At 38.5% G+C, this 13117-nt stretch carries 11 protein-coding genes and 1 pseudogene; 7 read left to right on the top strand and 5 right to left on the bottom strand.

Going from position 1 to position 13117, the window contains the following annotated elements; all coding sequences use genetic code 11:
- The first annotated feature begins 32 nt into the window (after positions 1 to 32).
- The 5 genes from RIV7116_RS20655 to RIV7116_RS37055 all read left to right on the top strand — a co-directional run bounded on the left by RIV7116_RS20655 (position 33) and on the right by RIV7116_RS37055 (position 5080).
- The gene (locus tag RIV7116_RS20655; protein WP_015120257.1) at positions 33 to 1058 is read left to right on the top strand and encodes an ABC transporter permease; all 1026 of its coding nucleotides are present in this window, start codon (positions 33 to 35) and stop codon (positions 1056 to 1058) included.
- 257 nt (positions 1059 to 1315) lie between these two features.
- Positions 1316 to 1918 (top strand): CHAT domain-containing protein, encoded by a 603-nt coding sequence (locus RIV7116_RS20650; RefSeq protein WP_044291077.1) that lies wholly within the window; start codon positions 1316 to 1318, stop codon positions 1916 to 1918.
- A gap of 4 nt (positions 1919 to 1922) precedes the next feature.
- On the top strand, positions 1923 to 2639 hold the full coding sequence (locus RIV7116_RS20645; protein WP_371261657.1) for an AAA family ATPase: 717 nt from the start codon (positions 1923 to 1925) through the stop codon (positions 2637 to 2639).
- A 358-nt stretch (positions 2640 to 2997) separates the two neighbouring features.
- Positions 2998 to 3804 carry a hypothetical protein gene (locus RIV7116_RS37060; protein ID WP_232435713.1) on the top strand — a complete coding sequence of 269 codons (807 nt, stop codon included), beginning with the start codon at positions 2998 to 3000 and terminating at the stop codon, positions 3802 to 3804.
- A gap of 124 nt (positions 3805 to 3928) precedes the next feature.
- Positions 3929 to 5080: an ATP-binding protein gene (locus RIV7116_RS37055; protein WP_015120254.1), complete on the top strand. Its 1152-nt coding sequence runs from the start codon at positions 3929 to 3931 to the stop codon at positions 5078 to 5080.
- Between the two features lie 50 nt (positions 5081 to 5130).
- On the opposite strand, the gene RIV7116_RS20635 is transcribed toward RIV7116_RS37055, so the two are convergent.
- Positions 5131 to 5490, bottom strand: a complete 360-nt coding sequence (locus tag RIV7116_RS20635; protein ID WP_015120253.1) for a type II toxin-antitoxin system PemK/MazF family toxin — start codon at positions 5488 to 5490, stop codon at positions 5131 to 5133.
- Positions 5477 to 5707 carry a hypothetical protein gene (locus tag RIV7116_RS20630; protein ID WP_015120252.1) on the bottom strand — a complete coding sequence of 77 codons (231 nt, stop codon included), beginning with the start codon at positions 5705 to 5707 and terminating at the stop codon, positions 5477 to 5479. The genes RIV7116_RS20635 and RIV7116_RS20630 overlap by 14 nt, the downstream gene beginning before the upstream one ends.
- A gap of 331 nt (positions 5708 to 6038) precedes the next feature.
- Here RIV7116_RS20630 and RIV7116_RS20625 point away from each other — a divergent pair, with 331 nt between their 5' ends.
- Complete coding sequence (locus RIV7116_RS20625) at positions 6039 to 8495, top strand: hypothetical protein (RefSeq protein WP_015120251.1); 2457 nt, start codon at positions 6039 to 6041, stop codon at positions 8493 to 8495.
- 259 nt (positions 8496 to 8754) lie between these two features.
- Positions 8755 to 11691, top strand: a complete 2937-nt coding sequence (locus tag RIV7116_RS20620; protein WP_015120250.1) for an NACHT domain-containing protein — start codon at positions 8755 to 8757, stop codon at positions 11689 to 11691.
- Between the two features lie 60 nt (positions 11692 to 11751).
- Here RIV7116_RS20620 and RIV7116_RS20615 read toward each other — a convergent pair whose 3' ends face one another.
- From RIV7116_RS20615 to RIV7116_RS20605, 3 genes and pseudogenes are all read right to left on the bottom strand, one after another.
- On the bottom strand, positions 11752 to 12087 hold the full coding sequence (locus RIV7116_RS20615; protein ID WP_015120249.1) for a XisI protein: 336 nt from the start codon (positions 12085 to 12087) through the stop codon (positions 11752 to 11754).
- Positions 12075 to 12431, bottom strand: a pseudogene (locus RIV7116_RS20610) (element excision factor XisH family protein); the annotation flags it as partial. The pseudogene RIV7116_RS20610 and the gene RIV7116_RS20615, both read right to left, overlap by 13 nt.
- 185 nt (positions 12432 to 12616) lie before the next feature.
- Entirely contained in the window at positions 12617 to 12886 is a 270-nt protein-coding gene (locus RIV7116_RS20605) for a YciI family protein (RefSeq protein WP_015120248.1), read from the bottom strand.
- Between the last annotated feature and the right edge of the window lie 231 nt (positions 12887 to 13117).

The following is a 13117-nucleotide window of genomic DNA, read 5'->3' as shown; positions in this document are numbered from 1 at the left end:
CTTCTCGCTTTAAATTCAAAATCTAAAATTATATGTCCCGTTCAAAAGCTTTAGCGTATTACGTTACGACTCGTTTGTTGCTGGCTCCGCTGCAAATTCTGACTATTATTACGATAGTTTTTCTGTTACTTAGAGCTACTCCTGGTGACCCCGTTGATGCTATTTTGGGTGGACGTGCGCCGGAAAGCGCTAAGGAAGAATTACGGACGCAGTTGGGTTTAGATTTACCTTTGTGGTTGCAGTATTTTAATTATTTGGGTAAATTGCTTGTCTTCGATATGGGCGAATCTACAACTAGTCGCGGACAGAAAGTTTGGGAGATTATTTGGCAATACTTTCCAGCTACGGCAGAATTAGCAATATTTGCGATTATTGTTGCTCTGGTTGTTGGTATTGGTGTTGGTACAATTTCGGCTTCTCGTCCCGGTACGGCACTGGATTTAGGCGGCAGGTTGTTCGGTACTATTACTTACGCTTTGCCGATGTTTTGGGCAGGAATGATACTCCAGTTGATATTCGCTGTATGGTTGGGTTGGTTTCCTTTAGGAACAAGATTTCCGGCAACTATGAGTTCTCCAGAAGGTTTGACTGGGTTATATACAATAGATAGTCTTTTAAGCTTTAATTTTGGTCAGTTTTTCACAGCAATGCGATATCTGATATTGCCTTGTTGTACATTGGGAATCTTGCTTAGCGGTATTTTCGAGCGAATTGTGCGGGTAAACTTACAGCAAACCATGCAATCGGATTATGTGGAAGCAGCAAGAGCAAGAGGAATTCAGGAAAGAAAGATTTTGTTTTCCCACGCTTTGAGAAATGCATTGATTCCGGTAATTACCGTGTTGGGATTAACCTTTGCATCTTTGCTTGGTGGTGCAGTATTAACCGAAGTAACATTTTCATGGCCGGGATTAGCTAATCGGTTGTTTCAAGGAATTAGCGAAAGGGATTATCCCACGGTGCAGGGGATTATGATATTTTTCGGGACAATTGTTGTTGGTGCGAGTATTTTGATTGATATTTTGAATGCTTATGTAGATCCGAGGATTCGGTATTAGGTAATTGGTAATCGTAGGGTGTGTTATCGCGGAGCGTAACGCACCTTTTTTATATATTAAAATAATCGCCCGCAGCCTGGAAGCCTGGGGCTACATTTACGAAGCCCACGAAGGTGGGCTTGGCTCCAATAGCCCCATTCTTGTAGAATGAGGGCGATTGAGTGCAATCAGTGAAATTATTTTAACTACATTCATCTACTCGAAGAAAATAGAATAATGTTATATTTTTCAGTAATTAAACTCAGACTTTTGCCTGAATGAATAGCGATATTCCGGTAAAAATACTATTTTTAGCAGCCGATCCAAGTGATGCTTCTCGGCTGCGTTTGGGGCAAGAGTTGCGAGATATTAAAGAAAGGCTGCAAATTGCTAAGGAGCGGGGAAAGTATCAGCTAGAACAGCGAGAGTCTGTCAGGGTTGGGGATATTACACAGACAATATTTGATGTTGAACCGCAGATTATACATTTTTCTGGGCACGGTACGAATCAAGGTGAGCTTTGTTTTGAGAATGAATTAGGTCAAATTCAAGCTGTAGAGGCTGATGCTTTAGCGGCAATGTTTGAGTTGTTAGTAGGGCAAGTAAATTGCGTGCTATTAAATGCCTGCTATTCTGAGATTCAAGCTCATGCGATCGCCGAACATATTCCCTATGTAATTGGAATGAATGATGCAATTGGGGACAAAGCAGCGATTGCGTTTGCAGTTGGTTTTTACAAAGCTTTAGCTGCAAATCGTAGTATTGCAGAAGCGTACAAGTTTGGCTGTGTAGAAATTCAACTCCAAGGCATTGCAGAGCATCTAAAACCTGTTTTGTATGTAAAAAAAACCCTTAGTTCCTTCTCAACAGCCAAAAGTTGACAAAATCATTCCTAATCCCTTCGTTCCCAGGAGTGGGATAGTCAAAAATTTTCAAAAATTATTTGGTAGAGAAAAAGAACTCAATCGGATATTTGAGACGCTCAATAGTGGAAGCAGTGTAGCGCTGATTGGTGCCAGAGAAATTGGTAAATCTTCGTTACTTTGGGCTATTTCTCAACAAGCAGAAACAAAATTAATTCCGCCTCGTAAACCAATTTATTTGGATATGAGCCAAGTTTATGACGAGGATGATTTTTACTATGCTTTATGTTCTGAAGTTGGAATAGAAGATTGTAAAGGAATTCGTTTAACAAGGGCTTTACAAAAACAACGTCCCCAATTGCTGCTTTTACTTGATGAAATCGAAAAAATGACTTGGGATGGTTTTACAAATCAGGTAAGGGGACAATTACGAGGATTGGCGAATGGACATGATGCTCCTTTGCGTTTGGTTGTCGCTGCTTCTACTTCTTTAGATCAACTTTTTCCCGATAGTAATGAAATTGGGATGGTTTCGCCGTTTCAAAATATTTGTCTTGAGGAAGAGATTAAATTGTGGGATGAAGCTACTGTTCGCGATTTTATAAGTTATCGATTGGAGAATAATCCGATTCAGTTTACAGAATTAGAAATTACGCAAATCATCACAAGCTGCGGTGGTTATCCCAAGGAAATAATGCAAATGTGTTATCGAATTTATGGGCGGTATATGGAGAATTGAAATTTACATAACCGCTCTCAGGCTAAAGCCTGGAGCTACAGAAGCAAAGCCTGCCTACGCAGGCTGGGAAGAATGATTTTCTCAGTCCACGCAGGTGGACTTGGTAGGAGTAGCCGCACCCTTCTAGGGTGACGGCGACATAAGGGCAGTGTGGTTGATTAGATCAAATACCGGAAAACCAAAAATGACGCAAGAAACCCCCGTACCCCGTCTAGATTTAGCACCAAAACTCAAACGCCCCCTTTCATTGTGGAATCCTTTAGATTATCTGCGTCTGTTGTACTGGGTGTTTTATTTTCCTCAAGCTTTGCGGTGGTATTTAGATTCTTTTGGGGGTGGGTATATTCCTCAGGGAGAAATGAATTGGTGGAAGGGGTGGAAATTGCTTCAAGAAAATATCGTTCAGCGTAATTTGTTTCTTCAAGGGTTGCTATTAACAATTATTACATCACTGGTTATCAGTGGAATTTTGCAGTCCATAAGTGTTTCTATTGTTTGGAGTGGCGTGGGTTTTGGCATAGCTGTTGGAGTAGCTTCTGGTATTACTTTCGGTCTGTTTTTTGGCGTGTCAAAGGGGGTAATTTTCAGCGTTGTAACGGGCGTATTCGTTGGTTTAGGAGGATTTGTAGAAACTACGAGTGTATTGTTTGATGGCATGGCACTTGGCATTTTTTTTGGCATGCTTTCTAGTCTTTTAGTTGCGAGCGTAATTGTTGCCGTAGTTTCTATCGTAGTTTTTAGTCTATTTGTGAGTATAGTTTTTTGCATAGGAATAGGCACAGTTTTTTATGTGGCTGGCTACATTGAAGAAAATTTGTTAACGGGCATTGCTTTTGGTCTGGCGATGGGCCTAACTGTTATACATCCTGAAAGTTGGTTGATTGGTTTATCTTTCAATATTCGATATCTACAAAAATGTAGCTTAATTTTTTTACGTATTACTTCACTGCCCATACCTTACCTTTCTCCTTGCTTAAAAAAATGGCTGCAACAGGATTGGGAAAGTGGTTTATATAATGTTAATCAGCTACTTGCTTATACCCTACAATTTATTCCTGTTGTAAATGCGGTTAATTATGCACTTAGTAAAATACCTCATGAGCAAATAATTTATCGCATTTCCCAAGTAGCAGAACAGTCCTTTAACTGGGAATTAATACGCTGAACAGGAACTCATCATTGATATAGCCAAAACTTGGCAAAAAGCTTTACTGCAAATTGCTGGTGAGGTAGGAGAAGTCACCATTACCCAACCTGTCCGTAATCCCTACATTATCGGCGATCCAGTTATGGGGGAAAAATTTGTCGGCAGAAAAGAGGTGATGAGACAGCTTGAAGAGTTATGGGTGATGGGTGAGCAATTGCAATCTGTGGTAATTTACGGTCACAGGCGGATGGGTAAAACTTCGATTTTACGAAATGCTGCTAATTCTGTAGGTTCAGGAGTACGGGTAGCTTACGTCAATATGTTAAATGCTGGCAACATTTCCGAGGGAGTTGGGGAAGTGTTGATGGCGATATGTGATGCTGTTTCGGAAGCAGTAAATATTCCACCTCCAGATGATGATAAATTGCTCAAGCTTCCCGAACGTACTTTTGAAAGATATTTGAAACAGGTTGTAGAGAATTTACGTGAAACATCTTTACAAGGTTTAATTATCGCCATTGATGAGTTTGAGATAATCGAAGAACTAATTGCAGCAGAAAAAATTCCTCAAAACTTCCTGGGTTATCTGCGGGGATTGTTGCAAATGAATTCTCAAGTTGCTTTTGCTTTTGCAGGTTTGCATACTTTGGAGGAGATGACAGCAGATTATTTTCAACCTTTCTTCGCTAGCGTTATTCCCATACATGTGGGTTTTATGGAGCGTGCTGTTACCCGTCAAATTCTAGCTAATCCCGTACAATTTTCAGATAATAATGTAGAGACGTTAAATTTGACGTCTCCAGATGTAACGTCTCTAGAGGAAGATTTCCTTCTCGACTACAAGCCGGAAGCATTAGATAAAATCTACGAATTCACCCACGGGCAACCTTATTTAGTGCAATTAATCGGCTTTGTGTTGGTTCGACGCTACAACGACCAAGTTTTTGAATTAGGAAGAAAGCGCGACCCAGTTTTCACGGTGGAAGATGTGGAAGCAGTTATCAATAATACTGAGTTTTTTAAGCGTGGACGTTATTATTTTGAAGGGGTTTGGAGTCAAGCAGCGCAGGGTGCAGATGGACAACAAGCTGTACTTCGGGTACTTGCACCGCATCCAGAAGGATTGAGTTATGAGAATTTAATCGGAGAAGTTTCTCAACAAGGTTTTGATGAAGCAATATTACAAGAAGCACTTGATACCTTGAAACGCCATGATGTCATTGAAGAAATGCAGCAGAGAAAATGGCGGATTATTGTGGAATTATTTCGTCGTTGGTTATTGCAGCAAATGTAGAGACGTAGCAGTGCTACGTCTCCACAGCATTTACTGTAGTCAACCAATATTCATAATCCAAATCCAGTAACTATATTTAACGCAGTGCGAATAGATTCCCAATATTCTTCCTCTAATACGCCAACCAAACCTAAAATACGACGATAATCTACAGCACGAATTTGTCCTACATCAATAAAACGCTCTTTATCTAATCCATTTGCAGGAGTTGGTTTTACATTTACGACGTAGGGAGCTTCTTTACTTCCCGGTCGAAAGGGCATAACAATAGTTAATAGCCCATATTGGTTCATGATGTCATTTTGAACTATTAAGCAAGGGCGTGTTTTTTGCGCTTCTGCCCCTACTATTGGATCGAGTTTTACCCAACGAATTTCTCCTCGTCGATAAGTCAAATTATTCTGAGGCATTAATACCATCTCCTACAACAGCATCCCAAGCAGCAATTTCAGCTTGATATTCTGAGTCTTGGGCATCCTCTTGTAGAGCGGTAATCATTTGTGATTCTAAATTACGACGACGATATTCTGCTAAAAGTGCGTTTATATAGGCGCTACGATTACCTTTTGACTGAGAATCTACAAATTGCAAGATGTCATCTTCTAAAGTGATTGTGACTTTCTGCATTAGTCTTACTCAAATATATGACTAATTTATCTTACCATTATTGCTCCGCGTGTTATCGTCGAGCATAACCCATCATTAACAGGGCTTTAGTGCGTTATAACTTGCGTTCGTAACGCAACCGCAATAAAGCGGGAAGATAATCTACACCGCTTTTTGCCTCCCCTACAAGAACCCACGCAGGTCGGTTTTTCCTGCGTAGCCAAGTATTTTCCCCTAATATAAAATCCTCCCCCCCCAAAAAATAATCTCCAAAAAATCCCAATCAAACATCCCTTCTTAACCCAAACCCGTTATAACAAGAATAAGAAGCTGTAGATGGGGCAACAGTTAGATGGGATGGACACCATTAAGAGAACGTATTGATGAACTACCACTAGTTCTTGCTGGACCAATTTTAAGACGCACAGAACCGGATTCTGTAACTGTATGGGTGGCTTTAAAAGCAAGTCGTCATGTCACTTTAACAATATTTGATAAAAATCATAATTTCTTATTTGAAAGTACTAGAACTACGGCAAGAATTGGCATCAATTTACACGTTGTTGCTGTTACTGCTAAGAGTAGGCAAAATATACTTACAAATGATGAAGTTTATCTCTACGATTTACATTTTGGCAATGGTGAATTACTTAGCAGTCCTGGTATATTAACTACCAATGGTTACCTTGAAGATATTACTTATCCTCAATATAAACTGCCTTCTTTTAGTTTACCTCCAAAGGATTTAAAAGAAGTACGGATTATTCATGGTTCTTGTCGCAAGCCCCACGGTGAAAGTTTTGATGCGCTTGCTACCGTAGATAAAATGATAAAAGAAGCATTAGAAAAAGAACCAATAAAACGACCAGCACAATTGTTTTTAACTGGTGACCAAATTTACGCGGATGATGTCGCCGACATATTACTTTTCATGCTGATGGATGCGGGCGAAACGCTTTTGGGATGGTCGGAAAAATTACCTGATGTGGATAATTTAGAAGAATTAAATCCAGGGAATCGTAATAATTTGGCTACAAATAAAGCTGGTTTTACGGCAAGTATTGGTAAGTTAAGTAAAGTTACTAACATTGCTAAAAGTCATCTGTTTACTTTTGGCGAATATTTAGCGATGCATTTATTTGCCTGGAGCGATATTTTATGGGTTGATGCTGAATTGTTTCCCGATTTTGTTGATGTAAATTCGGAACATTGGGAAGCTAAAAATGATGAGAAGAAGGCTTACGAAGAAGAAGTTGAACATATTAAAAGTTTTTGGTCAACTCTCAAAAGTGTAAGACGTGCTTTAGCTAATATTCCTACCTATATGATATTCGATGACCATGAAATCACCGATGATTGGTATTTGAATATGGCTTGGTGTTCTCGCATTCTCGATAAACCCCTGGGAAGAAGAATATTGCAAAATGGAATGCTTGCTTGTGCGATTTGTCAGGCTTGGGGTAATACGCCGGAGCAGTTTGAAAAAAATACCAATGGTGAAGAATTACTTAAGGCTGCTGTGGCTTGGAGTGTTGGTGGTGGAACAAATAAAATATTTGAAGAAAATATTGCTCAACGAGTTGGTTTACCCAGGGTTGCAGATATTCAAGAAAACTCGCAAAAAGTACCTCATTCCGATGCAGCGTTAACCTGGCATTATGTAGTCAATGCTCCGAGTTACGAAGTTATCGTACTTGATACCCGTACTTGGAGGGAATTCCCCGGTAAAGATTTTGATTTTCCGGCTTTGATAAGCAAAGAAGGTTACGACGCACAAATAACAAATCAAGTCCGTCAGGATGATATTAAAGTTAGTTTTATCATTTCTCCTGGTCCTTTTATCGGCGTACCTTATATAGAAAACCTGCAAAAAATCGCTAAAGGTATTTACGAAAAAATTGGTAATGCAGCTTGGGGTTTTGATACAGAAGCTTGGTCATTAGATAAAACTGCTTTTGAAAGAATGATTGCTAGATTGGCGTTAAGAGCATTACCTAATAATAAAAGCCGTGTAATATTTTTATCGGGTGATGTTCATTACAGTTTTGGTGCGCGGCTGCAATATTGTGCAACACATCCTTTTGAAAGTACAGAAACCGTAAATTCTGAATTAGTAATTGCTCAGTTAACTAGTAGCTCGTTAAAAAATGAAGTTGGGGGCATAGGTGGCAGTCATTCGGCTCACAGACAAGGTTTTATTCCTATTAGAGTCAACAGCGATTTACCAACAGCAGAAGTTTTGGGATGGGAAAACCAACAAGGGGAAGAAGTAAATATTGGTCATAATTGTCTGCTTGTAGAAGATTTATTTCAACGAACTCCTTTGAAAATTAAAGGAACTCCCGGAACAATTGATTTGGTGAAAGAGAGAAATAGTTTTCGCAAGTTAGGAATTACGGCACAACCTGAATGGTGGTATCGAATTGATTTTCTTGCCTCTAAAGATGAAGGATTAGAGAAACCAGAAACTGAAAATACCGAAATTGCTTCTGTAATTGCTCCACTACCAGGAGAAAATCGTAAAGAAGCGGTAGAAAAATATTTATCTATGGCAAAAAACTATCGCGAATATCTGAGTAAGAAAGGGCACGGTACAGAAATTGTTGGTTTAAATAACATTGGTGAAATAACTTTTGAAATTGTAGATGATAAGGAGATGATAGTTCAAACCCTATGGTGGAGATTGGAAAGTTGGGAAGATGGCAAAATGTTGGAACCATTTCCGCTGACTAGGTGTGAAATATCTTTAGAATTTGATGACGAACAGCATCCTATAGATGATGTAGTTAAAGAAGTAATTAACAGTTAACAGTTAACAGTTAACAGTGAGCAGTGAGCAGTGAGCAGTGAGCAGTTAACAGTTAACAGTTACTTGTTCTATACCAGATTATTGAATAAAAAACCGCAGAGAGCGTGGAGAGCGCGGAGGTTAGAAGTTTAAGAGAGATGGTTAATTTTAGAAAAGCATAGGAGTGAATAGTTAAGAGTTAATATTTAATAATTAACGATCTACACCTCTGGGTGAAAACTGTTAACTGATAACTGTTCACTGTTCACTGTTCACTGTTATGGCAAGAGTTAGCTATGGTTTGCAAGTTCAGAAACGAGCAAAACGTTTGCTGTTTGCTATTTTGGCTTATGCTAACGATGAGTTCGATGTATGTAATGAAGCTGTAGTTGATGCAATTCGTCCTAATATTCAAGTTCGCTGGTTAACAGAAAAACGTCTGGTTATCAGAACTAAGGTTCGGTTTTTGCAAGAATTAACGGGTTTGCAAGATGATGAAACAATCCTAAAAGCCGAACAAATTAAAGAGGCACTCAAAAGATTTACAGATTTTATCGAAATCCTTGAAGACAATCGCGTTAGTAAGGGTGGTTCGGAAAATTGGCATTTTACATTAAATCTCTGGTACTCTCGCTGGGAAACTGAAGCGAATTTACAACAATTTGATAGTGAATGGGAGAAACGAAAGGTAAAACAAGGAGACACGGTTAAAATCTCTACCCCCTCTTCCCCCTCTCCCCCCTCTCCCCCCTCTCTCAATTGGAACGAAATTTGTCGTCAAAGCTTAGAAGCAGATAATCACAAACGATTAACTACCAATCCCCTCACAAGTGCGGATGGTGTAACTTTTGCACTGGATGAAGTTTACGTACCTTTGGGTTTAGTGAAACGTAAGCACCGTGAAAGACGTGGTGGTGATGTTCATCCAGGAAAGGGTTCGCAGCTATATGAGTCGGAAGATGGTGACGTTAGCGAAACTTTGACTTTAGATAGGTTTCTGCAACAGTTGGAATCAAAAGAAAGTAATCGTATTGCAATTTTAGGCGAACCTGGTGCCGGTAAAACGACGCTTTTACAAAAAATTGCCTCCTGGTTAGCCGATAATACCCAATTTTTACCGATTTGGGTTTCTCTAGCTGATTTACAGGGAAAGAATTTAGAAGATTATTTAATTGAAGATTGGTTAAAGGCAGCTACTCGCAAGCGACGTATTTCAGCAGAAATGGAAGATGCTTTTTGCGAACAGTTTAACCAAGGAAGGGTATGGTTGTTGCTGGATGCAGTTGATGAAATGGCGATTGAGTCAAGCTTGGCTTTAAGCAAAATTGCCGATTATCTTAAAGGCTGGGTAGCAGATGCATCTGTAATTATTACCTGCCGTTTGAACGTTTGGGATGCTGGGAAAAATGCTTTAGAAGATTTTGAGACTTTCCGCAACCTAAATTTTACTTACGGTAATGCCAACCATTCAGATTTGATGGGCAAGTTTATCAATTGTTGGTTTAGGGAAAATCCAGAATTAGGCGAAAATTTACAAGCGGAATTACAACAACACGCACGTCGAAGGATTCGCGATGCCGTGAAAAATCCTTTGCGGTTAGCTTTAATGTGTCGTATTTGGGGCTTAAGACGCGGCGGATTACCCAATACTAAAGCCATGCTCTACGAAAAATTTGTAGAAGCAATTTACGAATGGAAACAAGATAGATTCCCCACTACATCAACCCAGAGAAAGCAGTTAAATCAAGCATTAGGCAAACTCGCATTAATGGCTTTTAACCCTTCGGGCATGGCTCTGCATACCGGCAACGAGAAAACCAAGTTCCGTCTTAGGCATCGTTTCATATGTGAAGTATTGGGCGCACCGGATGAGGGTATGTTTCATTTAGCGCTTCAACTAGGCTGGCTCAATCAAGTAGGAATATCAGAAACCCAAGGAGAAAAAGTATACGCCTTTTACCATCCCACTTTCCAAGAATACTTTGCAGCCTTAGCAATAAACGATTGGCAATTTTTCGTAAATTCTTCCCCCTCTCCCAATCTCCCCATCTTCGAGTATCAATGGAAAGAAGTAATTCTATTATGGTTTGGCAGAGATGATATACCGCAATCAAGTAAAGAAGAATTTATCAAATATCTCATCGAATTTGAAGACGGTTGTGGTGGATTTTATCGCTATCAAGCTTATTTTTTAGCGGCTGAAGGAATTGCCGAATTTGCAGATTGCTCTTTATGCGAAAAAATTTTAAAACAATTGATTCAATGGCGTTTTGGCTATTTTCATCCTACAGAAAAAAGATGGTGGAGATATCCTTCACCAATTTCGGAAAGTGCGCGAGTTAGCTTGTTAAAAACCGATAGGAATTGTGCAATAACTGCTTTAGAAGAATTTATCGCATCAAGTAAAAGCGATTTCGATACCTGGAATGCAGCTTATAGTTTAGGAAATTTTTTCGATCCGGGAAATAAAATTGCTATTTCGACGTTAGAAAAAATTATCGTATCTTTTTACCACGAAAATTTTCGTTTGCAGGCAGCAGATAGTTTATCTAAAATTCAACCAGGAAATTCTATCGCGATCGCAGCTTTAGCTAATATAATTCAATCAACCAAAAAAGAATCTATCCGCAGAAAAGCGGCGTTTAGCCTCGGTAAATGCGATTCAGAAAATAAAATTGCTATTTCAACTTTAGAAAAAATTATTACTTCCTCAACAAATAAACAGCAGAAACAATATGCAGCAGAAAACTTATTAATTCTTTCCCCAGAAAATAAACTCGCTTCTATCAATGAGTTGAAGAAGCAAACGAAAAAAGAAAATCAACTTCCACGCAGAAAACAAAAAAATAAATCTGGAAATAACCAAAAAGCAATTGCAGCTTTAATTGAAGGAATTGCAACTGCGAAAAATGACGATAGTAAAAGACGTAGGGCTTCTAGCTTAGCGAAATTGCAGCCACATAATCAACTTGCTTTTGATATTTTAGTAAACCTGGTTAAATCAGCAAAAAAAGATTCCGATAGAAAAAACGCCGCAGAAGATTTAAAAAAGATTATTGACAAAGAGCAAATGTTTAAATTAATTGCATCGTTGAAAGATTGTTTTTTTGAAGAAATTACAGATAATTTAGAAGAATCCAAACACTGTTATAAATTGCTGTGGTATTGTGCCGAGAAAATGAATTATCAGGATTTTTATCGAGCTTGGAATGACTAAAGCAAGTAGTATAAGAATTCTTTAAATAAATAACAAATTAATCTTCTTTACTAAGCAACATTAACCAACTGCATATTCGACATACTTCCTAAGTTCTGGAGGATGAAAACCTGGAACAATATCATCTTTAGGAACTCCAGCTTTGACTAAATCATTACCTATCCCATCTTCAGTTCCATCGCGTTGAATCCAAATTTTATCATCTAAAATATCTATATGAATCAAGCAAGCATGTACCCTTGCACCATTTTCCCAGCCCATAGTCATCAGCACAAAACTATTACAATCTTGGCTAATAATTAACTTATATTTTAAGTCACCATAAGAATAAGGAATTGCAGCATATTCGGTCAATAGTTTTTCAATTAAGTGACGGTATTGAGTTAATTTATCCATTTGACGACAACCTCCTTCTCTGAATCAAATACAAGTAATTGTAAAGATTTTTTTGGTACGACTAGATTACCAATTGGTTCAGAAAAAATTTCACTGTATGTTGCTTGGCGAATTGCTAAATATATTTTGCGCGAGGGTTCAGTTTCTTCTAAAATGTTTCGGTAAAGAATATATTGTCCCAAAGCCTCTTCTAAATCCGTTACAGGTGAAATTTTCACGAAACTTTTGATTTCAACTGCTATTTTTTGCTCACCTTTTTGGGCTGCAAGAAGTTTACTTGCTCCTAAATCAACAAATAGTTCTCTTAATCCCCATTTTAGCTTTAAAGGGTCGTCAGTAATTACCCAACCTTCTTTTTAAACAGCATTTACCACCATATCATGATAGATATCTTTGGCAGGCATTTAAGAGACTCCTTGGAAAAATGCATATTAAATTAAATTAACTAAAAAATGAATTATTAGTAATTTTGGTTCGTAGTTGCGCTTTAGCGCTTTATTTTGAGCGCTAAAGCGCAACTACGAACCTTTTAAAAAGCCTGCACCCACTCTTTCACAAAATACTCAGTCCAAATGCCATTTTTCCAATAAGGGTCATTTTCAACTAATTTACGTACCGTTTCTTCATCTTCAGCTTCGTAAATACCAAAAACTTTTGTAGCATCTTTTGTAGGACCTAAAGTAACTAAAACACCATCTTCTTTTTGCTTTTTTAATCCATCTAAATGCTCTTGTCGATAAGGTGCGCGTTTTTCTAAAACGTTTTCGCAGTAGCTGCCCCACATTACGTATTTAGTCATGATTTTTTTCAATGAATAATTATCAATAGTTTAAAGGTTAAAGGTTAGAGGTTAGAGGTTAATATAGCAGTTTTCAGTTGAATAGAATACAAATCATAACTTCAGCTTTTCCCCTCTCTTTTATAAGGAGAGGAGTGCCCGTGATGGGCGGGGTGAGGTATCAAACTGCACTGCATTCAAACGAAAAGGATTATAATTGCGACGTACAACTCCTAACTCCTAACTCCTAAT

It is taken from the genome of Rivularia sp. PCC 7116 (genome assembly GCF_000316665.1).
In the GTDB taxonomy this organism is placed as follows: domain Bacteria; phylum Cyanobacteriota; class Cyanobacteriia; order Cyanobacteriales; family Nostocaceae; genus Rivularia.
The sequence above is the reverse complement of the archived record's forward strand: the minus strand, read 5'-3'. Positions and strand labels throughout refer to the sequence as shown.